Origin of the sequence: Pontibacter aquaedesilientis (genome assembly GCF_014773225.1) — a bacterium.
Classification (GTDB): Bacteria; Bacteroidota; Bacteroidia; order Cytophagales; family Hymenobacteraceae; genus Pontibacter; species Pontibacter aquaedesilientis.
Window position 1 is genome coordinate 878,397 of the sequence record NZ_JACXAJ010000001.1, and the last position, 25,810, is coordinate 904,206.

General features: G+C 50.0%; 19 protein-coding genes. 8 read left to right on the plus strand and 11 right to left on the minus strand.

The features are described from left to right. Positions 1-279: 279 nt before the first annotated feature. From H9Q13_RS03885 to H9Q13_RS03920, 8 genes are all read right to left on the minus strand, one after another. Entirely contained in the window at positions 280-954 is a 675-nt protein-coding gene (locus H9Q13_RS03885; RefSeq protein WP_224744042.1) for a chemotaxis protein CheC, read from the minus strand. Between the two features lie 10 nt (positions 955-964). Then, positions 965-2,599 carry a chemotaxis protein CheA gene (locus H9Q13_RS03890; RefSeq protein ID WP_191182417.1) on the minus strand — a complete coding sequence of 545 codons (1,635 nt, stop codon included), beginning with the start codon at positions 2,597-2,599 and terminating at the stop codon, positions 965-967. Further along, positions 2,596-3,714 (minus strand): chemotaxis protein CheB, encoded by a 1,119-nt coding sequence (locus H9Q13_RS03895; protein ID WP_191182418.1) that lies wholly within the window; start codon positions 3,712-3,714, stop codon positions 2,596-2,598. The genes H9Q13_RS03890 and H9Q13_RS03895 overlap by 4 nt, the downstream gene beginning before the upstream one ends. A 56-nt stretch (positions 3,715-3,770) precedes the next feature. Beyond that, positions 3,771-4,133 (minus strand): response regulator, encoded by a 363-nt coding sequence (locus H9Q13_RS03900; RefSeq protein ID WP_191182419.1) that lies wholly within the window; start codon positions 4,131-4,133, stop codon positions 3,771-3,773. A gap of 38 nt (positions 4,134-4,171) precedes the next feature. Beyond that, on the minus strand, positions 4,172-4,759 hold the full coding sequence (locus H9Q13_RS03905) for a chemotaxis protein CheW (RefSeq protein WP_191182420.1): 588 nt from the start codon (positions 4,757-4,759) through the stop codon (positions 4,172-4,174). A 14-nt stretch (positions 4,760-4,773) separates the two neighbouring features. Next, positions 4,774-9,327, minus strand: coding sequence for a HAMP domain-containing protein (locus tag H9Q13_RS03910; protein WP_191182421.1), 4,554 nt, complete (start codon positions 9,325-9,327; stop codon positions 4,774-4,776). Positions 9,328-9,463: 136 nt separating this feature from the next. Next, positions 9,464-10,210, minus strand: a complete 747-nt coding sequence (locus H9Q13_RS03915) for a ParA family protein (RefSeq protein WP_191182422.1) — start codon at positions 10,208-10,210, stop codon at positions 9,464-9,466. A 97-nt stretch (positions 10,211-10,307) separates the two neighbouring features. Then, positions 10,308-10,796 carry a SixA phosphatase family protein gene (locus tag H9Q13_RS03920; RefSeq protein ID WP_191182423.1) on the minus strand — a complete coding sequence of 163 codons (489 nt, stop codon included), beginning with the start codon at positions 10,794-10,796 and terminating at the stop codon, positions 10,308-10,310. 168 nt (positions 10,797-10,964) lie between these two features. On the opposite strand from H9Q13_RS03920, the gene topA reads away from it, so the two are divergent. The 3 genes from topA to H9Q13_RS03935 all read left to right on the plus strand — a co-directional run bounded on the left by topA (position 10,965) and on the right by H9Q13_RS03935 (position 17,291). After that, entirely contained in the window at positions 10,965-13,397 is a 2,433-nt protein-coding gene (gene topA, locus H9Q13_RS03925) for a type I DNA topoisomerase (RefSeq protein ID WP_191182424.1), read from the plus strand. A 139-nt stretch (positions 13,398-13,536) separates the two neighbouring features. After that, the gene (locus H9Q13_RS03930) at positions 13,537-14,238 is read left to right on the plus strand and encodes an SIR2 family NAD-dependent protein deacylase (RefSeq protein WP_191182425.1); all 702 of its coding nucleotides are present in this window, start codon (positions 13,537-13,539) and stop codon (positions 14,236-14,238) included. 278 nt (positions 14,239-14,516) lie between these two features. Beyond that, positions 14,517-17,291: a TonB-dependent receptor gene (locus H9Q13_RS03935; RefSeq protein ID WP_191182426.1), complete on the plus strand. Its 2,775-nt coding sequence runs from the start codon at positions 14,517-14,519 to the stop codon at positions 17,289-17,291. Between the two features lie 69 nt (positions 17,292-17,360). On the opposite strand, the gene H9Q13_RS03940 is transcribed toward H9Q13_RS03935, so the two are convergent. Then, the gene (locus H9Q13_RS03940) at positions 17,361-18,437 is read right to left on the minus strand and encodes an o-succinylbenzoate synthase (protein WP_191182427.1); all 1,077 of its coding nucleotides are present in this window, start codon (positions 18,435-18,437) and stop codon (positions 17,361-17,363) included. Between the two features lie 188 nt (positions 18,438-18,625). Between H9Q13_RS03940 and egtB the strand changes: the two genes are divergently transcribed. The 4 genes from egtB (at position 18,626) to H9Q13_RS03960 (ending at position 23,170) form a co-directional block, all read left to right on the plus strand. Beyond that, positions 18,626-19,894, plus strand: coding sequence for an ergothioneine biosynthesis protein EgtB (egtB, locus tag H9Q13_RS03945; protein WP_191182428.1), 1,269 nt, complete (start codon positions 18,626-18,628; stop codon positions 19,892-19,894). Positions 19,895-19,900: 6 nt separating this feature from the next. Further along, positions 19,901-20,908 carry an L-histidine N(alpha)-methyltransferase gene (gene egtD, locus H9Q13_RS03950; RefSeq protein WP_191182429.1) on the plus strand — a complete coding sequence of 336 codons (1,008 nt, stop codon included), beginning with the start codon at positions 19,901-19,903 and terminating at the stop codon, positions 20,906-20,908. A 268-nt stretch (positions 20,909-21,176) separates the two neighbouring features. Continuing rightward, positions 21,177-22,517 (plus strand): MATE family efflux transporter, encoded by a 1,341-nt coding sequence (locus H9Q13_RS03955; protein ID WP_191182430.1) that lies wholly within the window; start codon positions 21,177-21,179, stop codon positions 22,515-22,517. Between the two features lie 71 nt (positions 22,518-22,588). Then, positions 22,589-23,170, plus strand: coding sequence for a DUF922 domain-containing protein (locus H9Q13_RS03960; protein WP_191182431.1), 582 nt, complete (start codon positions 22,589-22,591; stop codon positions 23,168-23,170). Positions 23,171-23,235: 65 nt separating this feature from the next. Here H9Q13_RS03960 and H9Q13_RS03965 read toward each other — a convergent pair whose 3' ends face one another. Then, positions 23,236-24,777, minus strand: coding sequence for an FAD-dependent oxidoreductase (locus tag H9Q13_RS03965; protein WP_191182432.1), 1,542 nt, complete (start codon positions 24,775-24,777; stop codon positions 23,236-23,238). Positions 24,778-24,999: 222 nt separating this feature from the next. Between H9Q13_RS03965 and H9Q13_RS03970 the strand changes: the two genes are divergently transcribed. Further along, positions 25,000-25,356: a tRNA-binding protein gene (locus tag H9Q13_RS03970; RefSeq protein ID WP_224744043.1), complete on the plus strand. Its 357-nt coding sequence runs from the start codon at positions 25,000-25,002 to the stop codon at positions 25,354-25,356. Between the two features lie 6 nt (positions 25,357-25,362). Here the strand turns inward: H9Q13_RS03970 and H9Q13_RS03975 are convergent, their stop codons facing one another. Continuing rightward, on the minus strand, positions 25,363-25,779 hold the full coding sequence (locus tag H9Q13_RS03975; protein ID WP_317173866.1) for a DUF4296 domain-containing protein: 417 nt from the start codon (positions 25,777-25,779) through the stop codon (positions 25,363-25,365). Between the last annotated feature and the right edge of the window lie 31 nt (positions 25,780-25,810).

Sequence of the window (25,810 nt, forward strand, 5' to 3'; positions counted from 1 at the left end):
TTTGTGTTTACAGTATAATAAAAAAGCAAAAAAACGAAAACTAACGCTATAATCAAACTATGTTCGGTAAGTATACCTTGGTCGGAAGCTATTTACTTGCGTACGTAATGTTTCTTTTAGCAACTGTAACAGCGTGTTCCGATCCCTTAGGTGTTACCAAAAAAATAATGCAGGCTCGAGGCCTGCATTGGAATGATGGACTGAAATAAAACTTTAGGGATAAGCAGCTAAAGGCTAAATGTACTGCCCTGCATAGGCTATACCTTATCATCGTGCTCTTCAAGTGTTTTCGAACATATTGTTTTTATCATAATTAAAGGACCTGATGATATCCAGGATTTTCAGCAGCGTAGTGGTATCGAAAAATAAGAGCAAAGGGAGCTCAACATCCTTTGAGTTATGTTGAAACTTGGTAATAACCGTAAAGACAAGTGGCTGGAATAATGGATGTTGCACCAAAATATCTTTTAATGAAGTGGCAATATGGCTTTTGGGAGCTTTAGGGGGCGAACCGTAGATATTGCTTTTAAGTATGTTGGCAAGTTGCGTAACCAATGCTCCGGTAATGATATTGCTTATTTCAAGAAGAAGCGACTCCTGCATGACACTCAACTCCCCCTTGCGCACATCCAGCATGCTCAGACACACCTCCGACAGCAGGGCAACATGGTCTTCAGAGAATAGCATTAAAGTAGACCCATTAAAGTCCCCTTTGATATCCGACTGGATGATGATATGCGTGTCCTCGTATTTGGCTACGAGCGACAGCAGATCCTTCACCTCCAGCAATTGCACATCCGGCACTTTGAGCAGCACTTTGTCCTTGGCGATGGCGGCGAATGAGTCAGCAGCCCGTGCAAGACCTATATTCAATATTTCTTTGATGATGTCTTTTTCTAACTCCGTTACATGAGGATCCATCATGGTAGTCGTGTTATTGGTTTTGTTATTCATCGCCCCTGCCCTATTTTCTGTTCACAAAATATCTGGTTATAGCGGGCACATCGAGTACCAGACATACTTTGCCAGTACCCAATAGCGTCACACCGCCATAGAGGTCAATACTATCCAGCGGCTTGCTCAGTGGTTTCACCACTATGTCCTGCTGCCTGTACAATTTGTCCACGATCAGGCCAAGCTTACGGTTGTTGTACGAAACGATAATGATATTCTGTACCTGGCCTTGTAATCTTGTCTTATCTCCAAGCCTCATCAGAGGCTCTTCCACATTCAAAAGCTCGTGCAGGTATACCACCGTCACGGTCTCCCCTTTTATATCAGCAATGAGCACTTCACCTACTTCGTGCAGTTCATCTTTGTCGAGCGCTATTACTGAGTCGGTATGAATCAGCGGTATGGCGTAAAAAATACTGTCAATCTCAAACAGCAATGCTCCTTTAACGGCAATTGAGGTTGGTAATTGCAGCGTGAATGTGGTGCCTTTTCCTTTTTTTGAGTCTATACGAATGCGACCGCCAATTGAGTCAATAGCATTCTTCACCACATCTAATCCGACTCCCCTGCCAGAAAACTCCGTCACCTCTTTGGCCAGGGAAAAACCGGGCTCGAACAGGAAGGAGAAAACCTCTGACTCCGGCAACTCCTCCACAACATCAGCCGGCACCAGCTGCTGCTTTACGGCCGCTCTCCTCACCTGTTCCAGGTCAATGCCTTTGCCATCGTCTACAAGGCTGATGATTACACTCTCACGGTCGCTGCGGGCAGACAACCTGAGGTGCCCGGTTTTCGGTTTGCCTGCCTTAGTTCTATCCGCCGGTCTTTCTATACCATGTGTAATGGCATTTCGGACTAAGTGAAGCAGCGAATCGGTCATGATCTGGAGGATGTTTCTGTCGATCTGTATATCCTGGCCGGACAGCTCCAAGTCTACTTCTTTTTTCTCGGCTGCGGTAATGTCGCGCACCACCCGCGGAAATTTATTGAACAAGGTACCTATACTAACCAGTCTGGCATCCATTACACTGTACTGCAAGTCTTCCGTGATGCGATACAGATGCGAACTCACCGATTTCAGTTCATCATTGTCGAGCTCCCTGCTTAAAGATAGGATACGGTCACGGTCAATGATCAGCTCTCCTACAAGGTTCATGAGGTGATCTAGTTTCTTGATCTGAATATAGATCAGGTCAGACAGCGTCAGGTTTCGGGAGCTGCTGAACTTTTGAACCTTAGCCAGCTCAACGGTGCTATCAGACAGACTGTCAACAATTACATCCAGGTTACGGAGCAGGACCGGATCCGGCTCCACCTGTTTGTCTGAATCGATGCTCTTGATAAGCTCACCCAACAGGTCTATGCCGTCAAAAAGCACCCCCACCACTTCATCACTAAAACTCAGCTCTTTGTTGCGTATAAGGCCAAAGGCTGTTTCCAGCTTGTGCGACACATCAGAGATTTGCAGGTAACCGATGGCCTTGGCATTGGCCTTCAGATTATGTAGCATGCGGAATATCTCCGCCAGGACTTGGTCGTCCTGCGGGCGCTTCTCCAGTTCGCTGATGAGCCTGTTTAGGGCATCATAATACTCCAGCGCTTCTGCTACAAATATTTCTTTATACTCCTGCTCTCTAGATTTCATGTATTATCGTCAGTTTCACTGACCTGCTGTTGCGCTGCCACATAGCTGTTCAAATAGTCTACTATATGATTCAGGTGCAGCACCTTATGCGTGTTCCCGCTTTCAATTGCGGATTTGGCCATTCCAAAAATAACCGAAGACTCTTCGTTCTGGGCAATCACGTGCCCTCCGGGCCGGTTCATGATAGCTTCCGCACCTTTAGAACCATCTTTTCCCATACCTGTCAGGATAACACCTATTACACGGTTGACGCCGCTTTTGGCAACTGTTTGCATCAATAAGTCTACTGATGGCGTGTCGTATGCCGGTAGCGTTTCCTCTGAAAACCCGATCTTCAGGCTGGCGGCATTGCCCATGACAGAATGCACGATCATGTTTCGTCCGCCTGGCGCAACAATTATCTTCCCAGGTTTAGGGATGAGTCCGGTTCGCCCTTCGATCACCAGCAAAGATGTTACTTCCTTCAGTCTTCTGGAATAGCTGTGCGTAAACTTTGGCGGCATATGGATGGCTATCAAAACGCTGGCCTGCAATGCGGGGTCAAGTCGCCTGACAATCATTTCAACAGCTTGTGCTCCCCCTGTTGAGGCGCCAATTACAATGATCGTGTCAGCAGTGGAGTTTTTCAGGGCCACTCTATTAGGGGTGAACAGGTTCACATCCTCTGACAGCATTTGAAGTCTTTTAGCTGAATCCCAGTACTCCGATTCACGTACCGCCCGCACTTTTTTAAGGATCTCTTCCGAAATGCTCCTGAAATTGGGTCTGGCTGTTGGACCAGGCTTCAAAACAATGCTGTATACCCCCAGTTCGATGGCCTCTTTCAGAATCTCCAGCGTGAGTTGTTCTTTTTCTATCAGCATTAGGATAGGAGTAGGACACTCACTGAATATGCGTTTAAAAGCATAAAGCCGCTTATTTTGCCGGAGATCTGCTGCGGCAATCACCACATCCACCTCATTTTGACAAATTTGCTGCAGCATGTGCTCCCCATTCCCTGCCAGGCAGTTTACCTTCAGGTCAGATTCCTTACTGAGTATGTCCTCCAGCACCAACCTCGAAAAACTTGAATTCTCCGCTACCAACACCCGAAGCGCTTTATCCTGCTTTATCAAAGTACACCTCCTTGCCAGCTTAAACTTCTGCCGTACTTTAACCGATCAAGAGGACCTTACTCCCCTAGCGCCTTCTTCACAACCTCCAGCACCTTCTCTTCTGAAAATGGTTTCACAATATAGGAAAGGGCACCATACTCCAGGGCTTCGTTTACAATTACTTCCTGGCCAACAGCACTCACAATCACCACCTTCATGTCAGGTTGCTCTGCTTTAATGCCTTTCAGCACATCCAGACCGGTGTTGTCCGGGAGTATGACGTCCAGGGTAATCAAATCAGGTTTTGTTTCTTTGGCCAGCTCAAGTGCCGACTGACCATTTGGGGCTTCGCCGACCACCTCATAACCTGCATCTGTGAGCATGTTTTTGAGCATGGTGCGCATGTAGAATGAGTCATCTACAATCAGTATTCTCTTCATACTTTAAGGTATAACTTCAGTTTGATTGAATGCAATTATTAATTTTTAAGCTCCCTGATTTCATCCTGGGTCAGGATCTTAAACATATCCAGTACAATGATCAGGCGGTTATTCACCTTGGCAATGCCTTCAATGTAATTTTCTTGAATGTTGATGTCCTGCAGAAAAGAGGGTGTCTTGTCTATTTTGGTCATCGGCATATTCAGTGATTGCGGTACTTCCCTTACAATAACCCCTATGCTGTACTCCTTGGCTTCTACCACCAAGGTATAAGTGATTGCAGGATTCGAGTCGTTGGACAGGGGCGCCGGACTTATCCCGAAACGGCTTTCCAGATCCATGATGGCGATAATATCACCCCGAATGTTGGCTACTCCTTTAATAAAGTCTGGGGTGCGGGGCATCCGCGTTACACTGGGTGTAACGGTTACTTCCTTTACCTGGTCTATCTTAATGCCATACTCCTCTGTTCCCAATTTAAATACAATCAGGTGGATAGTCTCTGTATTGACCGCAGCAGGTTTTGCCACGGTCTCTTGCTTGTTTGCCTCCTTCGGATTAGAGGGTGGCGTCGAAGTAGCGGATTCAGATTTTACCTGTTCTTTGTTTATGGTTTGATCCTTCATCAGTTTGGAAACGGTTATTTCGTGATATCCTCACTGTTTTTGGTTCTTCCTCCTGTATTGGTCGCCATGCGTGCATTACCTGTAATTTGTTTTGGTTGCTTGCCTCTGCTGGGCACAGCTGTCAGGCGTCGTGCATTGTGACTTTGGTTAAACACCAGGTTGCCATCCACCAGCTTGAAGGCCGAAATACTGATTTGCAGGTCTGCCGCAATATCGTTCAGGTTCTGAGAAGACGAAGTCAACTCTTGCATGGAAGTGGAAAGTTGCTTGGCCGTGCTTGCCACCTGCTGTGTTCCGGAGGCAGTCTGCTCTGCGATGGCTACTACTTCTTCCACGTATTTCACCACATCTCCGATTGATGACTTCTGTACCTCCGTTGCTGTCAGGATGTCCTGAGCGGTACGTAGGGTTTCACCGCTGGAGGCTGCAATGTTCTTGAAGGCGCCGGACGCTTCGAATGTCGCATTCTTCCCTTTCAATACTCGTCCTTCCATGGTCGAAATCGCCGTTGCTGCAGATGCCGTGTCTTTCTTCACGTCTTCTACCAGGGTGGCAATTTCACTTGCCGACTTGCGGGAGCCCTCGGCCAGTTTACGGATCTCTTCGGCTACTACCGCAAAGCCGCGTCCTGCCTCACCTGCACGGGCCGCCTCAATGGCAGCATTCAGGGCAAGCAAATTGGTTTGTGCTGCAATGTCGGTAATCACGCCAAGTGACTTGGAAATCTCTTGCGAACGGGCGCTCAATACTTCAATCGTTTTAGAGGTCAGGGATGCTGAGCTGGAAATTTCTTCCATGTTTTTCACCACCTCCGCTACTGTTTTCAGACCCAACTGGGAAGTTTCCTCACCTAGCAAGGCTGATTTGTTCACCACTTCAGCCCGGTTAGCCGTGTCTTTCGTGGTTTTCATGATTTCTTCTATCAGTTTAAAGGCTTGATCTGTTTTGAGGGCTTGGTTCTGTGCACCTTCCGCCATTTGCTGCATGGCAAGCGCCACATCGAGTGTTACGCGGTTCATCTCCAGCCCTTTGCCTGCCATTTCTTCGGAAGAGCTTCCCACTACAAGGGAGGAGTCATTGATTTCTCCCAGCAGGGCATTCAGGTTGTCAACAGCAAGATTCAGGGCGTTAGCCATATCCAGGATATCACCGGCTGTATGGGCCTCAACTTTTTGGGTCAAATCGCCTTCCGAGATAGCACGCACCACGCGTGATACTTCCAATACGGGCGTCACAATGGACTCTAATAGATCATTAAGCGTGTCTACCAGTTCTTTCCAGCTCCCTCCTACACCTTGCAGTGTAGCACGCTCGGTTAGTTTTCCTTCCACACCGGCTACTCTTGCCACGCGGCTAACCTCACCAGCCAGGCGGTTCAGGTCCACCACCATTGTGTTGATTGTATCAGCAAGTTCTGCCACCTCGCCTCTAGCTTCAAGGGTCAGTTTCTGGGTCAGGTCTCCTTTCGACACAGCCGTTACTACTCTTACTATACCTCTTACCTGAGTTGTCAGGTTGGAAGCCATGGTGTTCACATTGTCAGTCAGGTCTTTCCAGGTTCCGCCTACGTTCGGCACATTGGCCTGGCCGCCCAGCTTACCCTCGGTACCCACCTCAAGCGCCACGCGGGTTACCTCACCGGCGAAGATGTTGAGCGAGTCCACCATGCGGTTGATGTTTTCCTTCAGTTCGCCGAGCTCCCCTTTCACGTCCACAGACACCTTCTGCGTCAGGTCACCCTTGGCCACTGCGGTCGCCACTTTGGCAATGTCGCGTACCTGAAGGGTCAGGTTGGAAGCCATTGTGTTCACATTGTCAGTCAGTTCCTTCCAGGTGCCTCGTACCTTAGGCACATTGGCCTGGCCGCCGAGGCGTCCTTCCGTGCCCACTTCACGCGCCACACGGGTTACTTCGTCGGCAAAGATGTTAAGAGAATCCACCATCTGGTTCAGGTTCTCTTTCAGGTCCAGGATTTCCCCGCGAGCTTCCACAGTAATTTTCTGGCTCAGGTCACCTTTAGCCACAGCAGTCGCCACTTTGGCGATGTCGCGTACCTGAGAGGTCAGGTTGGAGGCCATGTAGTTCACGTTGTCGGTCAGGTCCTTCCAAGTGCCGCCTACGTTTGGCACGTTGGCCTGGCCGCCCAGTTTACCCTCGGTACCTACTTCACGCGCAACGCGGGTAACTTCATCACCAAATATGTTAAGAGAATCCACCATTTGGTTCAGGTTCTCCTTCAGATCCAATATCTCACCTCTTGCCTCTACCGTAATTTTCTGGCTCAAGTCGCCTTTTGCTACCGCAGTGGCTACTTTGGCTATACCTCTTACCTGGGTTGTCAGGTTAGAGGCCATCGTGTTCACGTTGTCGGTCAGGTCCTTCCATACACCGGCTACGTTTGGCACGTTGGCCTGGCCGCCCAGTTTACCCTCGGTACCCACCTCAAGCGCCACACGGGTTACCTCACCGGCGAAGATGTTGAGCGAGTCCACCATGCGGTTGATGTTTTCCTTCAATTCGCCCAGCTCCCCTTTCACGTCCACAGACACTTTCTGAGCCAGGTCGCCCTTAGCCACGGCAGTCGCCACATTGGCAATGTCACGTACCTGCAGCGTCAAATTGCTGGCCATCGTGTTCACGTTGTCAGTCAGGTCTTTCCAAACCCCACCCACATTCGGTACCTTGGCCTGGCCACCGAGGCGTCCTTCCGTTCCCACTTCACGCGCCACGCGGGTTACCTCGTCAGCAAAGATGTTGAGTGAGTCCACCATCTGGTTCAGGTTCTCCTTCAGATCGGCGAGCTCCCCTTTCACATTCACCGTGATCTTCTGGCTCAGGTCACCCTTAGCCACCGCGGTCGCTACATTGGCGATGTCACGTACCTGAGAGGTCAGGTTGGAGGCCATGTAGTTCACGTTGTCGGTCAGTTCTTTCCAGATGCCGGCCACGTTTGGCACGTTGGCCTGTCCGCCCAGTATACCTTCGGTTCCCACCTCACGTGCTACACGGGTTACTTCCGCGCCAAACACATTCAGTCGGTCCACCATTTCATTCAAAATATCCTTCAGCTCGCCCAGCTCGCCTTTCACGTCCACAGACACTTTCTGGGTCAGGTCACCTTTCGCCACGGCAGTGGCTACTTCAGCAATGTCACGTACCTGCAGGGTCAGGTTGCCTGCCATCAGGTTTACATTGTCGGTCAGTTCTTTCCAGGTTCCCTCTACATTTGGAACAGCAGCCTGTCCGCCGAGTTTACCCTCAGTGCCCACCTCACGCGCCACACGAGTCACTTCTCCGGCAAAGATATTGAGCGAATCCACCATCTGGTTGATGATATCCTTCAGCTCGGCCATCTCGCCGCGCACATTCACTGTAATCTTCTGCGTCAGGTCTCCTTTTGCAACCGCCGTGGATACATTGGCGATGTCACGCATTTGCGAGGTAAGGTTACTGGCCATCGTGTTCACGTTGTCGGTCAGATCCTTCCAAACCCCACCCACATTCGGTACCTTGGCCTGGCCACCGAGGCGTCCTTCCGTACCTACTTCACGTGCCACGCGTGTTACCTCATCAGCAAAGATGTTGAGCGAGTCCACCATCTGGTTCATGTTGTCCTTCAGCTGGGCAAACTCACCACGCACATCCACTGATACTTTCTGGGCCAGATTACCTTTCGCCACCGCAGTCGCTACATTCGAGATGTCCCGTACCTGTGAGGTCAGGTTGCTGGCCATCGTGTTCACGTTGTCGGTCAGGTCTTTCCATACACCGGCCACATTCGGCACCGATGCCTGACCACCCAGTTTACCTTCGGTACCCACCTCGAGCGCCACACGGGTTACCTCCCCCGCAAACAGGTTCAGGTTATCGATGGTGCGGTTGATGGTTTCGGCCATGATTTTAAAGTCGCCCGATACCGGAATCTGGAATGTTTCGTCTAGGTTACCACGCGAGATGTTCTTCAGTACCTTGCCTACTTCTAATACCGGAACCGCAATGGAATCTACCAGACCGTTGATATTGTTGATCATATCCTTCCAGAAACCAGAAGCGTTTTCCGCTGAAGCTCGTGCTTTCAGGTTACCCTCCACTCCGGCTACTTTCGAGATACGGGATACCTCGCCCCCTACACCGCCGATCATCTCCACCATCGAGTTGTAGGCTTCCGCTATCTCGGCAAATATGTCTTCGTTTTGTTTGGTCAGTCGAACAGAGATATCCCCCTTCTTAAAGGCGTCAAGGGCATAAAGCACCTTGTTGAGTTGTTCACTGATATACTCCGGACTGGATGGCAGCACTTGTTTGCGGCTGAGTTTGCCATTAGGGCCGCTTTTAATCGGCACAGAACTTGGAGCGTCCATGCTTTTGGCAGCTACAGCCTCCGTCGCAGTGGCTTCAGCAGACCGTTTGGCAGCTTTGGGCTCCTTTTCCTCCACTACAGTAGTAGCTGGCGCGTCGAGCTTTGGCTTCGTCTTCGCGTTGGAAGAAGATGGCTTTTCTGTTTGGCTGGATTCTGCGTCACTAATGAGCTTGTCTTTGCTCAGCTTCAAATTTTTACCTAAGGCCATATGTTATGGTAGATTGGGTTTGGTATCGGTAGCGAAGTCTTAAAGCTTTCTAAATAGGGCTTCCAGGTTTAAGATTTCACTTGAATATTACTGCAATTTAGTCAAATTAGGTCAAAGTATCACTAAACTGGTCAGATCATGCCAGGCTAAATTCGGCGGCCAGCGCCTTATAGTCTTTTGCACCGTTGGAGGTGCTGTCATAATCCAGAATGCTTTTGCCAAATGAGGGCGCCTCTGCCAGTTTAACATTCAGCCGGATGTGGCTATCGAATATTTTTTCCTGCACGTTCTCCCGCAGGTAATCGAGTACCTCCAGGCTTAGCTTGCGGCGCACATCAAACATGACCACTACGATCCCTTTTATCTTTAGTTTCGGGTTGAAGGCCTTTTTCACCTTTTCAATCGTGTTCATGATCTGGTCGAGCCCCTGCAGTGTCAGTACTTCCATCTGCAAAGGTATAAGCACCTCATGGGCTGCGGTAAGGGCATTCAACGTCAGGACAGAAAGCGAGGGCGGACAGTCAATCAGCACATAATCAAACCCTTTGACTTGCGAGAGCATGGATTTCAGGAAGGATTCTCGCTCCGGCTGCGTCACCAGAGAAATCTCTACATCGACGAGCTCATTGGAGCCGGGAGCCACCCAAAGCCCATCTTTTTCAACCAAGATTTCCTTCAGGGATTTAGCACCAACAAAAGCCTCCGCCAGTGTTTGGTCGGGTGATGAAACAGCCAGTGAATAGGAAAGGTTACTCTGTGGGTCCAGATCCAGAAGTAACACCTTATGTCCCTGTTTACTGAGCGCGCTCCCCAGGTTGATAGTCGTGGTTGTTTTGCCAGTGCCGCCTTTCTGATTGATGACAGCGACTATTTTAGTTTTCATGCAGATTCAGCAATAGATAAGAATGATATACCCTGATTGGAGGATAAAGCTATCAAAATTTTTATTAGCAAAATAATTTAAGATGACGGTTAGTTAATCACGATCCGCTAAATTGCTGCATTAGTTTTCCTGAATGTAGGTGTATGTCTTGCCAGGATGGCAGGTCCATTGTGATGGCGATGGCTGCGGCGGGCTCCAGGTAACCAATGTGTTGATCTGTGAGGGTGCGTGCGAGTCCCGTTATACCTGGGTTATGGCCAACCAGCAAAATCCGGGTGACTTCAGGGGGAAGCTTGCTCAGTACATTAGCCAAGGTACTTTCTCGGGCATTATAAAGTTCAGGCTCGTAAATTATATTTTGTTCATCGAAATATAGCTTTGACGCCAAAAGTTTCGCGGTGGTGCTGGCACGGGGTGCGGGGCTGGCTAACAGCGTGTCTATTCTTTGGTAGTGCTCCCGCATCCATTGGCCTGTCATGCGGGCCTGCTGAATGCCGTTTTTGGTAAGCTCCCGCTCAAAGTCAGGCTGCAGTGGAAAAGGATCATTGGACTCAGCGTGCCGGCAGATGACTAATAATCTTTGCATATAAATAAAAAATAGCTCCGTATAGGTAAGTTAAGGTATAGAAATCAACCTTTAATTCAAACTGATGATGGCATGTTAAACCTATGTTATCAATTTCAGGTTGTATTTGTTTGAAAAAAAAATTGAACTTTGGGCAAAATTGAAATGAATTGCCTCTAAAACTATAGAATGATAAAAAACTTAGTCATAGTCGAGTCACCTGCCAAGGCCAAAACAATTGAGGGGTACCTGGGGAAAGATTTTGTGGTGAAATCCAGTTTCGGCCATGTGCGGGACCTGCCTAAGGACAATAATGCCATTGACATCAAGAATAAGTTTAAACCGACATACGTCATCTCCAGCGACAAAAAGGAGGTGGTGTCCCAGCTCAAGAAACTAGCGAAGGAGGCGGAAACCGTTTGGCTCGCATCGGACGACGACCGCGAGGGGGAGGCAATTTCTTGGCATTTGACCGAGGCGCTGAATCTGACCGAAGCCAAGACTCGCCGCATTGTGTTCCGGGAGATAACCAAGAACGCCATCATGAATGCCATCAGCTCTCCGCGTGGTATCGACATGGACCTGGTGAACGCCCAACAGGCTCGCCGGGTGCTCGACCGTTTGGTTGGGTTTGAGCTATCGCCAGTGCTATGGAAGAAAATAAAGACCGGTCTTTCGGCTGGACGTGTTCAGTCCGTGGCAGTGCGTCTGGTGGTGGAGCGCGAGCGGGAGATCGAGCGTTTTCAGGCGGAGGCGGCTTTTCGGATAACGGCTCAATTTGATGTTCAGGGCAAAACCCTGGATGCCGAGCTGCCGACAAAATTTAAGAGCGAAGAGGAGGCACAAGCTTTTCTGCAACGCTGCATTGGGGTGAGCTATACCATTGGCAACCTGGAGACCAAGCCGCTTAAGCGAAGCCCTGCGCCACCGTTCACAACTTCTACCTTGCAACAGGAAGCCAGCCGCAAGCTCTATTTCTCGGTAGCACAAACCATGACGGTTGCACAAAGACTGTACGAAGCCGGAAAGATTTCCTACATGCGTACCGACTCCCTTAACTTGTCTGATGAGGCAATACAGGGTGCAACCCATGCGATCACAAACTCATTCGGAGAAAAGTTTGTGAAAACCCGCCGTTTCAAAACAAAGTCATCCGGAGCACAGGAAGCGCACGAAGCCATTCGCCCAACCGACTTCTCGCAGCTGGTGGCCAGCAGCGACCGCAATGAGCAAAGATTATATGAGTTGATTTGGAAGCGTGCCATCGCATCACAGATGGCTGATGCCGAAATCGAAAAAACAACCGCGACCATAGACATATCCAACCAACCGGAAAAACTGACCGCAACCGGGGAGGTGATCAAGTTTGAAGGTTTCCTGAAGGTGTACATTGAGTCGAAGGATGACGAAGACACGCAGGATGAGGATGTAAAAGGCATGTTGCCCCCACTCAGCATCGGACAGACATTGGCTTTACGCCAAATGCAGGCTACGCAGCGCTATTCACGCCCGGCTCCCAGGTATACAGAGGCCAGCTTGGTAAAGAAACTAGAGGAGTTGGGTATAGGACGTCCATCTACTTATGCTCCAACCATCTCCACGATACAAAAGCGTGGCTATGTGGAAAAAGACAGCCGTGAAGGAAAAGAGCGTAAATTCCAGGTTCTGACGTTGAAAAAAGACGATATCACGACGCAGACCAAATCGGAGATAACCGGTGCAGAGAAGAACAAGCTTTTCCCGACCGACACCGCCATGGTGGTGAATGACTTTCTGGTGGAGCACTTCCCGAACGTGATCGATTATTCCTTCACTGCCCGCGTGGAGGCTGAGTTTGATGAGATCGCGCATGGTCAGCAGGAATGGGAACAAATGCTCGAGAAGTTTTACGAGAAATTCCACCAACGCATAGAAAACAGCGAAAGCATTAACCGGGCCGACGTATCAGGGGCTCGTGAAATAGGTATAGATCCGGTATCGGGTCAAAAAATTATCGCCAAACTAGGGCGTTTCGGTCCTTATGTGCAGCTTGGAGAAGAAAACACGGAAACGGGTGAAAAACCGGTATACGCCAGCTTGCGCAAAGGACAGTTCCTGGAAAGCCTGACGCTGGAGGATGCCTTGGAACTCTTCAAACTGCCACGCATTGTGGGGGTATATGAAGACAAGGAGATGAAAGCTGCCATAGGTCGCTTTGGGCCATACATCAGCCACAGCAGCAAATTTTATTCGCTGCCTAAAACCATGGACCCGCTCTACGTGACGGCCGAAGAAGCCATTGCACTGATCGAGGCGAAACGAAAAGCCGACGCCGAGAAACTCATCAAGTCCTTCCCGGAGAATCCGGATGTGCAGGTGCTCAACGGCAGGTATGGCCCTTACATTGTGGCGGGCAAAAAGAACGTGAAGATCCCGAAAGGCAAAGAGCCTGCTGAGTTAACCCTCCAGGAGTGTCTGGACCTGGCGGAACAGACGCCAGAAAAGAAAGGCCGAGGGGGCTTTAAAAAGAAAACAGAGGCCGCCACGGCTGAGAAGAAGCCAGCTGCAAAGAAACCTGCAGCGAAGAAACCCGCCGCCAAAAAGCCAGCCGCTAAAAAGGCCGCAGCTCCCAAGAAAAAATAATCTGCTATAAAAACCGCCCCGATCAGGGGGCGGTTTTTATATTTAAAGGTATAAGTTACTCCAGTTTAGGTATAAGCTAACCTAACTCAATATTTCACAGTAAAATTGCCATCAGGCAAAGTATAGCGAAATTACAGGTATGGCAAAAAAGAGATTGGTCGTTCTGACAGGAGCAGGTATAAGTGCTGAGAGCGGCATTGCCACCTTCCGGGATTCCGACGGGCTTTGGGAAGGGCATGACGTCATGGAAGTGGCTTCGCCGCAGGGATGGCGCAAAAACCCGGAGCTGGTACTCGATTTCTATAACCAGCGACGCAAAAATGCCTTCAGCGTAAAACCCAATGCAGGTCACCTCACACTGGCAGAGCTGGAGGAAGATTTTGACGTGCGCATCGTCACGCAAAATGTGGACGATCTGCACGAGCGGGCTGGCTCCTCTAATGTCATACACTTGCATGGCAAACTCTTTGAAAGCCGCAGCACACTAGACCCGAGACTGGTTTACCCGCTGGAAGGCTGGGAGCTAAAGCTAGGTGACAAATGCGAACGAGGCTCCCAACTACGCCCCAATATCGTCTGGTTTGGTGAGCCTGTGCCCCTGATGGAGCAAGCCATGGAGGAGACACTTCAGGCTGACATTTTTGTGGTGGCAGGCACTTCGCTTGTCGTATACCCTGCAGCCGGACTGGTGGACCTTGTGCCTGCCGAAGCCCCCGTTTTAGTGGTAGACCCCAAACTGCCCTATATCCGCCCGAAACAGAATCTGCACTTATTTGAAGAAAAAGCGACCACCGGCCTTGTGAAAGTTGCGGCCTTGTTGCGAAAGAAATATCTCCGCTAGCCCATTTAAACCGATTTCCACTGGCAGAATTCATCAATAAGCACGGGTATACCCCACCTGCTTTCGAGTCCCTAAGGACTTGTAGTTTTTCCCCTCCCCTCCCCCTTCAAAAATAATTTTGAGGGGGTGTTAAACCTTCCCCTTCCTGCTTTATTCTAACAGCCTAAATGCACCGGATTATACCTGTGGCGAAAAAGCATTACCCATGCCGTCGCAGCTACTAATCTTGCATAATGCCTTGTTTTATCAGATTAAAAAAAACTACCAAAAACTTTCCAATGAGAAAATTATTCTCTTTCCTGATCTTATTGATCAGTGTATCACAGGTATACGCGCAGGCTGTAACCGGCACTATACAGAGCGCCAGCGATAAGAGCGGCCTCCCGGGTGCCAGCGTGGTATTAAAGCGAGCCGCTTCGGAAGCCGTGCTGAGCGTCACAACAGATGTCCAAGGCACTTTCCGTTTCGAGCGTGTGCAGCCCGGCAGCTATACCCTGGAAGTCCACTTTCTGGGTTTCGACATGCTGACGCGCCCGGTGCAGGTGCAGCAGGGCTTGGTAAATCTGGGCGTACTGTCACTACAGGAGCAAAACACCAGGCTCAGTGAGGTGCAGGTGATCGGGAGAGTTCCTTTGGGCGAACAGAAGGGCGATACCACCCAACTGAATGCCAAAGCTTTTAAAACAACCCCAGACGCCAGCGCCGAAGACCTCGTAACCAAAATGCCGGGCGTCCAGATACAGGATGGCCGCATTCAGGCACAGGGTGAGGAAGTGCGCCAGGTTATGATCGACGGCAAACGCTTTACCGGTGATGACGTGAGTTCGGCTATGCGCAATATCTCCTCCGACATGATCGAGAACGTGCAGATATTTGACGCCCAAAGCGATCAGGCGGCTTTCAGTGGCTTTGAAGACGGCAACCGCCTCAAAACCATAAACTTTATCACCAAGAAAGAACGCCGACAGGGCTATACCGGCAAAATATCGGCTGGTTACGGCACCGACGACAGGTATATGCTGGGCGCTGCGATCAATTATTTCAACAACAGCCGCCGTATAACGGTTACCGGCTTAACCAACAACATTAACATGTTCGATTTCTCGGTAGGCGAAACGCCTGGCGGCGGCATGCGTGGGCGCAGAGGCGGTTGGGGCGGCGGACAGCCAAACGGCATCATCAACACCAACAACTTTGGTATAAACTACCAGGACATGTGGGGAAAGAAGATAGAAGTGAGCGGCAACTACAACTACTCTAACCGCGACATCCTGAACAACCAGTACCGTTTCCGCGACTTCGTATCGAATGACGCTGGTCTGCAGTACATAGAGAATAGCCAAAACAACGACCTGGAAGATGCGCACCGCCTCAACTTCCGCCTGCAATACAACATCAATCAGAACAATCGCTTATTAGTCACCCCTAGCCTGACCATTCAGCAGGACAACTCCTTGACCGAGCGCCAGGCCAGGACCTTTGACCAAAGCGGCACGCTGTCCGAGTCTCTGAACAGATCAACCTCAGACAACGCCACACTCAATTTTAACAACAACATTCTCTATTCGCACCGCTTCGGCAGTTCCGGCAGAATCTTGACAACCAATTTCAGTACCCGCGTAAGCAACGTGGAAGGCGATGGTTACCAGTTGGAAGACACCGATAACTTCGAGAACCCAGACAAGAGCATTTTAAGGAACCAGTATATCCGACTAGACAGGACGAATGTAAACTGGTCAGGAAGTGCGAATTATTCGCAGCGTGCGGGCGAAAACTCACGCCTGCAGTTGGAATACACGATCAGCAACCAGCTGCGCGATTCCGACAAAAGAACATTTGACTATGAAGAGACTTCCGGGTCGTACTCCAGCTTGAACACCCCTTTGAGCAGCACGTTTAAGAGTGACTACCTGACTCAAAGCATTGGCCCCAGCTATCAGTACAGAAAAGACAAAACCAGGCTACAGCTTACGACCAATTACCAATACGCTACCCTGAGTAGCAATAATGAATTCCCGGTGAACTACCCGCTGCGCCGCAACTTCTCCAATGTCCTGCCTTCGGCGGAGTACGAGTATAAGTTTTCGAACTCGCAGAACCTTACCTTTAACTACAGAACCGCCACTAATGCACCATCTGTGGAGCAGTTGCAGGAAGTGCTGGACATCTCCAACCCGCTGCAGGCGCGCATCGGTAACGATGAGCTGGACCAGGATTATCAGAACAGGGTGAACATCCGCTACCGTAACTTCAATGCTGAGAACAACCACGTATTTTTCATCGGCATGTTCGGTACCATGACTCAGAATTATATTGCCAATGCCGTATACACTACTTCGGTGCCAGAAGACGTGGCCAATAGCTATGAATTGCGCCCGGGTGCCCGACTGAGCCGCCCGGTGAACATGGACGGCTACTGGAATGTGCGTTCGTTTTTCAATTTCGGTCGTCCGTTAAACTTCATCAGCTCCAATTTTAACCTGAATGGCTCTATCGGGCACTCGAGAATACCGGGTATGATAGACGAGCAGGTGAATTACTCAAACAACACGAACCTGGGTGCAGGCTTTAACATCAGCAGCAACATCAGCGAGAAGATTGATTTCACGGTTTCCACTTTCTCCAGCTACAACATTGTATCCAATACGCTGCAAACAAACCAGAACAACAACTTCTTCAACCAGAACACGAACCTGCGTTATAATTGGATACTCTGGAAAGACCTGGTATACCGCACCGAGCTGAACCACCAGTACAACTCCGGCTTATCTTCTGGTGTTGACAACAGTTACTTGCTGTGGAACATGAGCCTTGGCAAGAAGCTGTTCAAGAACAAGCAAGGCGAGGTTAGCTTGAGCGTGAATGACTTACTGAAGCAAAATGTAAGTATTCGCCGGAACATCACTGAGTCGTATGTAGAGGACGTGCAGTCAACCGTTTTACAGCGATTCTTTATGCTGACCTTCTCCTATAACATCCGTAGTTTTGCCGGTGCCCAGTCGCCGCAGGAAAACATGGAGCGCCGCCCTGGTGGTTACAGAGGAATGCACTAACCAAGTATTGGTTTAAAACAGAAAAGGCCTGCAGCATTGCAGGCCTTTTCTGTTTTCTGACAAGCAAGATTACCCCTGCGGCAGACTAGCCCATTCTCCAGCGGTATGCCAAAGGGTACCGGCCTGGATTTGCAAAGGCGATTCGATGTTGTTGTGATAGAGTTGTCCTGTTCCAAGGCCCTGCGGCAAACTGACCGGGTAATTGGCTGTAAACTGGCTAATTGCATTTAGCCCAATGTTTGACTCCAGGGCAGAGGTCATCCACCAACCGATCTTACGTGTTTCTGCCAGATCAATCCAGGCAGCACTAGCCTGCATACCTCCTACCAGTGTGGGCTTCAATATAATATATTGTGGCTTGACAAAGTCCAGTAACGCTACTTGCTGCTCAGCGTCCTGTACACCGATCAATTCTTCGTCCAAAGCGATCGGAATTGGGGTATAGGCACAGAGTTGCTGCATTTGCTCCAGCTGCCCCTGCCGAATAGGCTGCTCAATGGAGTGAATGTCATAGCGTGCCAGTCGCTCCAGTTTCCGGAAAGCTTCTTCTGGCGAAAAGGCACCGTTTGCGTCCACCCGAATGGTTAAATCAACAGCACTGGCCACCTCCCGGATCTGCTTCAGAATTTCGAGCTCCGTAGCAAAATCCAGACTGCCAATTTTCAGCTTCAGACAGGTATAGCCTTGGGTTAGCTTCTGGTGTATCTGCTCCTGCATAAATGCTTTATTCCCCATCCAGACCAATCCATTGATCGGTATACCTTGTTTGCCCCTACTGAAGGCATTATCGTAAATTCGCTTACGGCCTCCATTTTTAAGATCTAGCAGCGCAGTTTCGAGTCCAAACCGCAAAGCGGGCCACTCACGCAAGGCATCGCTTACCAGATAGTCCTGGAGCAGGTCGGCTGATACTTCGCTATGGTTTATCCATTCCTGCAAAACCTTGAGCTTAGGTTCCAAGTCTGGAGTGGCGTCCAGGCTCAGGCCCGGCAATGGTGCGCACTCTCCCACCCCTGCTATACCTGGATTAGCTGTATCGAATAACGTGAGGTAGTAAACCCGGTGCGTGGCCATGGCACCTCGGGAGGTGCGCGCATCAAACTTAAACTGAAGCAAATGCGGCGTGATGGATAGTTGCAGGGACATCTACTGGAAAATAGTTAGGGTTTGGATATAAGACTTTCAGAAAACAAAATACGTACAAATAGAGTTAATACGACAATTCCGGCAGGTATAATCTAGTATGAATGCTATTGTATACCTGTCATAAGGCGACATGATTGGTGACTGTCATGGCGTCTATTTCCTGACCTTAGGCCATAAAACCTTCCGATATGCAAACCCTTACCGATTCCACCACGCAACAGCTCCTCAAGCGTTTTGAGCAAATCCGGACACAGACCGAAACCATTTGTGCTCCCTTGGAACCTGAAGACACGGTAGTGCAGCCGATGGTGGACGTGAGCCCTCCCAAGTGGCATATGGCACATACGACCTGGTTTTTTGAGCAATTTGTCCTTCTTCCCCATCTCAAAGGATATAAAGTCTTTCACCCCAGTTACAGTTTCCTGTTCAATTCTTATTACAACTCGGTGGGCAACAGGGTACAGCGTGCCGAGCGAAGCACCCTTACCAGACCGCCGCTTCGCGATGTCTATACCTACCGGAAGCACGTGAACGAGCATTTGAAACAGTTGCTCCAGACGGCCAATGAAGCCACGATCGTTGAATTGATGCCTGTGCTGGAACTTGGCCTGCAGCACGAACAGCAGCACCAGGAGCTATTGATCACCGACATCAAGTACATCCTCAGCACCAATCCTTTATTACCAGCCTACCAGAAGCAGCAGGGAACGGCCGACAACATCACAGCTATACCTGAAGCCACTTTCCTGGATATTCCGGGCGGCGTGTACACGATCGGCTACCAGGGCAATGATTTTTGTTTCGATAATGAATTAGGAGTGCACGACGTGCTGCTGTCTGACTTTCAGGTAATGAATCGCCTGGTGACAAATGGTGAATACTTAAATTTTGTGCAGGACGGGGGCTACCGTGATTTCAGATTCTGGCTGGATGAGGGCCTTGCCCTGGTACGATCAACGGAACTGAAGTCGCCGCTCTATTGGATGGAACAGGACGGCGAATGGCTACACTATACCATGCAGGGGCTCAAAAAAATCGACCTGAACCAACCTGTCACCCATATAAGTTTTTATGAGGCTCAGGCCTACGCCAATTGGGCAGGCAAACGCTTGCTTACCGAGTTTGAGTGGGAAGCGGCGTCGCAGGTATACCCGCCATCTAATGGCAATTTCCAGGAATCGGGCAGGCTGGAGCCTGATGCTGCCGACTCATCTACCGGTATGCAGCAACTTTATGGCGACACCTGGGAATGGACATACAGCGCCTATCATCCGTATCCAGGCTTTTCCACTGCCCCGGGAGCGCTGGGAGAGTACAATGGAAAATTCATGATTAATCAAATGGTACTGCGTGGCGGTTCCTGCGCCACGCCGCAAAGCCACATCCGCACCACCTACCGTAATTTTTTTCACCCTGACAAGCGCTGGCAATACACCGGTATTCGACTGGCCCAATAAGAAACTATGCTTCAAGATTTGACACAACACTCCCTGATAGACCTAAGCCGGAAAGATGACGGTAGCCGCGACACCGCTGCCTTTGCCCACGATGTGGCCACCGGACTTTCGCTCGCGCAAAAAAAATTGCCGTCACGCTATTTCTACGATGCCAAAGGCAGCAGGCTTTTCCAGCAAATCATGGAACTGCCGGAGTACTACCTGACCCGTGCCGAGTTTGAGGTGCTCAATACGCACAGACAAGCCATGGCATCCCATTTTGCAGCGGAAGGATTCTTCCATTTAGTGGACCTGGGCGCTGGCGATGCGCTCAAGACCAAATTGCTGCTGCGGGAACTGACTCAGCGAAGCAAAGATTTCGATTACATTCCGATCGACATTTCGGGCGACGCCATGGTGCAACTGACCGGAAGTTTACAGGAAGAAATTCCAGGATTGCAGGTGCAGGCTGTCGTGGGTGAGTACATTCAGGCCTTGGAGTGGCTGCATCATCACAAAACAGGTCCTAAGGTTGTTCTGTTCCTGGGCTCCAATATTGGCAATTTCGAGCCGGAGGAAGGCATTGTTTTCCTGCAACGCATCAGACAGTGCCTCGACCCCGGCGATAAATTGCTGCTAGGCGTAGACCTTCGCAAAAACCCTGATACAATTTTGAAGGCCTATGACGACGCAGCCGGTATAACGGCTGCCTTCAACCTTAACCTGCTGCACCGTATCAACCGGGAGTTGGGTGGTGACTTTAAAGTGGATCAGTTCCGTCACTTCGCACTTTACGACCCTCAGGCAGGCGCTATGAAAAGCTACTTGGTAAGTGAAGAAGCGCAAGAGGTATACCTGAAGTCAAGTGGGGAACGTTATAAGTTTGAAGCTTGGGAGGCGATCCACACTGAGAATTCACATAAATTCACTTTGAATCAGGTAGAAGAAATGGCCCTGCTTTGCGGTTTTAAAGTGGATACGGTCTATCAAGACAAGAATGAATATTTCGCTGATATTGTCCTGGATGCTTCCTAAACCTTTGTAACCCAACCAACATAGCCGTGAAAATAAAAACCGTTTTGATCACCACTGCCCTTCTCTTGCTTCCCATTCCTGCCAAAGGAATCCGGAGCAAACTATGGCGCAAAGATTGGCAACAGTAGGACTTTTGCGATGAACGGGACAAACCAAGGTTCAAATTAAATCTTAACTGCTATACCTGCCTATCAGGTATAATTTACACCGGAGGTATAGGTTAAAGTAAAAAAGGCTAATTTTGCGAGCCTTTCCCTAAACCGCCGGCATGAGATCAGAAGAATACAGAGAGCATTTTCGCAAGAATTTCCTATTGGCCTATCCCGTTGTTTTAAGCCAGTTGGGCCATATCATGGTGAGCGTGTTCGACAGTCTGATGGTGGGGCAGATCGGCACGATCCCGTTGGCCGCTGCATCGCTGGGAAACAGTATTTTCACCATTACGCTGGTGTTTGGTCTGGGCGTATCGTACAGCATAACCCCGTTGATTGCCGCCGCAGACGGCAGGCGGAATTACACCCGCATTTCGCTGCTGCTGCTCAACGGTCTTTTCTCTAATCTACTGCTGGGGGTATTCCTCTTCATTGCCGGTTATTTCCTGTCACCCTACATCACCTTCCTGGATCAGCCGGAAGAAGTTGTCCGACAGGCTATACCTTATATCAATATTCTTTTCCTGTCCATGGTGCCGCTCATGGTTTTCCAGGCTTTCCGGCAATTTGCCGAAGGCTTATCGCTCACCAAGCAGGCTATGTACATCTCCATTGTAGCCAATGCCCTCAACGTGTTGCTCAACTATATCCTGATCTTCGGTAAACTGGGATTCGAACCGATGGGACTGGTGGGCGCAGGCTGGGCAACACTGATCTCCCGCATTATCATGGCGCTGATGATGGGTGCCTATGTGCTGTATGCGAAACGATTCGCAGCCTTCCACAGATTCCTCACTATTAGGCATCTTTCCCTTATCCACATGTACCATATCTTTAAGCTGGGGCTTCCCATTTCCGGTCAGATGGTCTTTGAGATGGGTGCATTCAGTTTTTCGGCCATCATGATCGGCTGGTTGGGAGCGCGTGAGCTGGCAGCGCACCAGATCGCCATTAATGTGGCATCGGTTACGTATATGATGGCCAGCGGTATTGCGGCAGCCGCCACCATTCGGGTAGGCAACCAGAAGGGCCTGCGAAACTTCCGGGCAATGCGCATGGCCGGCAACAGCAGCTTTGCGATGGGGGTTATTTTCATGATCGCCAGTGGTATCCTTATGATTGCTGGCAAAAATTTTATACCTTCCCTCTACATTGATGACCCGGCCGTGATTGAAATGGCGTCTATGCTGATGATTATTGCAGCATTATTCCAGATATCGGATGGCGTGCAGGTGGTTGGGCTTGGCGCTTTGCGCGGCCTGGAGGATGTTCGCATACCGAGCCTGATCTCGCTGGTGGCCTATTGGGTAATTGGTTTGCCGGTAGGATATTTCCTTTGCTTTAAAGCTGGTTTTGGGGTGAACGGAGTTTGGACCGGTCTTTTGGTGGGTCTCTCTGTTGCAGCTATATTACTATTTTGGCGCTTCAAAATGCTAAGCCATCAACTTGACAAATAAAATAATGCAAATCGGGCACCTATTTTAAAAGGTCTGTGTTCCCGGGTTAGAGACTTTTAAACTTTTAGCCGATGTTTAGCCTAACTCTACTCCTTAGCTTGTTGCTGGGGCTTCTTATGCCCGCTCCAACTGCGGCAGGGTTATCCCCTATCGCCTCTTCTATACCTGTACCCACTTCTGCTTACAGTAAGGATCGCATTGCGTGGTCAGAAACCAGGAAACTGAATTGGGAAGATTTTCAGGCTTCGCCCGAAGACGGCAACCCGCATCATGCCCTGACAGCCGCTAACCTGGCCGTGGATGCCCGATGCAAAGACAACAAGTTTTACTACGAGGTAAAATGCGTTTTTCTTCCGGGCGAGTCCTGGTCTAAAAACAAGCACTCTGAAAGGCTATTGGCACATGAGCAGCTGCATTTTGACTTGACGGAGGTACATGCCCGCCAGTTACGGAAGAAACTAAGGGGAATCGGAAACTCCTGCGAGCTCATGAAAACACAGCTCAACACATTGGTTGGCGCGGCCTTCAAAGAATGGAAAGCAGAGCAGGAACAGTTTGACAAGATCTCCCGCCACGGCCTCGACACCGACGTGCAGACCGAATGGGCCGACACTATCACGCAACGGCTGGCGGCACTGGAAGCCTACAAATAACCAAACACCCCCTGCTATACCTTAGGTATAACAGGGGGTGTTTGCTGTAAGTCAGGATGATCAGGCTATTCCGCCGGCCCCAGGTCTTTTAATGCCGGGCCTGTAATCACCTTGCCAAACGGATCGAAACGGGAGCCGTGGCATGGGCAGTCCCAGGAGCTTTCGACATCGTTCCAATGCACCACGCAGCCCAAGTGCGAACACACGGCGGAGCACTGATGGCGCACCCCGTTCTGATCGCAGTATACCGCTACCTTCGTCATACCTTTGCGCATAACACGCCCGGTGCCTGGCAGTACCTGCATGGGGTCTTCTACATCTCCTGGCGTCACATAATCCTTGAATTGCGCAGCCACATTCAGGTTCTCTTTCAAAAACTCTCCTGCCGACTTCAAACTAACCCTGGCAGGGTCGTACAGCTTTTCCCAAGGGTTAGTTCTTCCCATCATCAGGTCTGTGATGAGCATACCGGCTATGGTACTGTGCGTCATACCGTGGCCTGAATCGCCAGTGGCAATGTAGACATTATCAGAATCACCCGGGTTTCGGCCAATAAAGCCCAGTCCGTCCACAGGCTCCAGCACCTGGCCTGACCAGCGGTAAACGACATCCTTGGCCATCGGGAAGTGCTTGTTCATCCATCGCTCCAGGTTGTCAAACCGCAGACTAAGGTCATCTCCTTGTCCGGTTTTGTGGTCCTCTCCCCCCACGATCAGCAAGTCCAGTCCCGCTTCTTCGTTGTCTGTTGCCTTACCTTTGAGCAAACGCACATAATGGTAAGGGTCCTGCATATCCCAATACAAGGCATCCGGCACATCGCCCCGACGCACGGTGGCGCCAATCGCGTAAGTGCGGTAAGGTGCCTGCTTGGTGTGCATCGTCACCATGTCGTTGATGGGCGTGTTGGTTGCCACAACCAGGTGGTTAGCCATCACCGCGTGTCCGGGTTCGGATACAACCGTCACAATAGGCCCGGTTTCGAACCGGTTGATTTTGGTGTGCGTGAAAATTCTGCCGCCTGCACTCAAAAAAGCACTGGCGAGGCCCTGCAGGTATTTCATGACATGGAATTGCGCCTGGTTTGGGAAGTGGAGGCAAGGCAGGTGCGTCAGCGTATTCAACGGGGCTTTTTTGCGCAACACCACATCCAGCCAGCCGATCTTCTGCAGGGCTTCCAACTCTTGCATTAACCGATCCTGCTCCTTGTTGTCTGTGGCGAACAGGTAGCCATCCACCCGTGAGAAGTCACAGTTTATTTTCTCCTGATTTATAATTTCCTCGATCTTATCGATCGCCTGTCCGTGGCTCTGGGCCGCGAGCCGGGCACCGTCTACACCAAATAACCGAATGAGCTCATTGAACCCTTCGTCCAAGGCATTCGACAGATGGGCGGTGGTGCGGCTAGTCTCCCCTCCTCCAATTTCCTTGGCCTCTACCACCACAACATCTTTTCCTTCTTTAGCAAGCAAATAGGCTGTGGTCATACCTGCGAGGCCTGCCCCTACTATACATACATCACACTTTACATTCTCGTGCATGGGGTTGGTAGTGGGCATGGCAATGTCCTCAATCCAAACGGGCATTGTTACTCCTGATTCATTTTTCATAGTTTTTATTTGCAAGGGGTTAGCGGGCTTGTACCTATACCCTGACCAACAGGATAAAAGCCAGTTGCTTTGGATACGCTGCTGAAAACCTAATGTTACCGGATACAGGCCCAGACCCCACGGCAGGGTATAACCAGGAGGTATATTGGTGAAGCAGAGACCTACATGCGAGAGGATTTAAAAGAGAATTGTTACCTTAGTGCACCCTAATCAGACATGACTATGCACGCACCATCAGAAACCATGGATACCATTACCTGGCAGCATTTTGAGCAAACCGATATACGGGTTGGCACCATAGTAGAAGCCACGGACTTCCCGGAGGCCAGGAAACCAGCTTATAAATTGGTAGTTGACCTGGGGCCTTTGGGTCTGAAGAAATCCAGCGCCCAGATCACGAAACACTACACTAAAGAAGAGCTCACAGGCAGACAGATACTTTGTGTGACCAACCTGGGCAAAAAGCAGATAGGAAAATACATATCAGAAGTACTGGTAACAGGCTTTGCAGACGAAAACGGGGATATTGTGCTGGCGCAGCCTGCCGGCAAAGTACCCAATGGCAGCAAGCTGATGTAAAGCAGCCTAGTGCCCCATCATTAGCTCTCCCTCCCCACTAGAGTTTGGGGTAACAGGCGCTGGACTGGTGGAAAGCGTGTCGGTGGCTCGCACCTTGGCTTCGCGCACGCTCAGGGTGTCCAGAATTATATCATACAGCTTATCCATTTGCTGAATGTTCTCGAGGTAGAACTTGTAGGTTGCCCTGAAATCCTTTTCTTCGACGCCGTGTTTCTCAAGCAGGCGCAATTGCTCTTTGTTGAACACCATCAGGGCCGTGTCGGGGTAAACGATGCGGGTTTCTATTTGGGCTTCCAGGATGTGTATATCCGCCAGAATCTGAACCATCTTATCTTCAGGAATCAGGTTGTCAGGCTTTTGAGGGTTCTGTTGCTGGCAACCGAAGAGCAAAGCCAAAGAAAGTATGCAGAAATATCTTTTCACGGATGTAATTTACGGGAATATGTCCTAATTT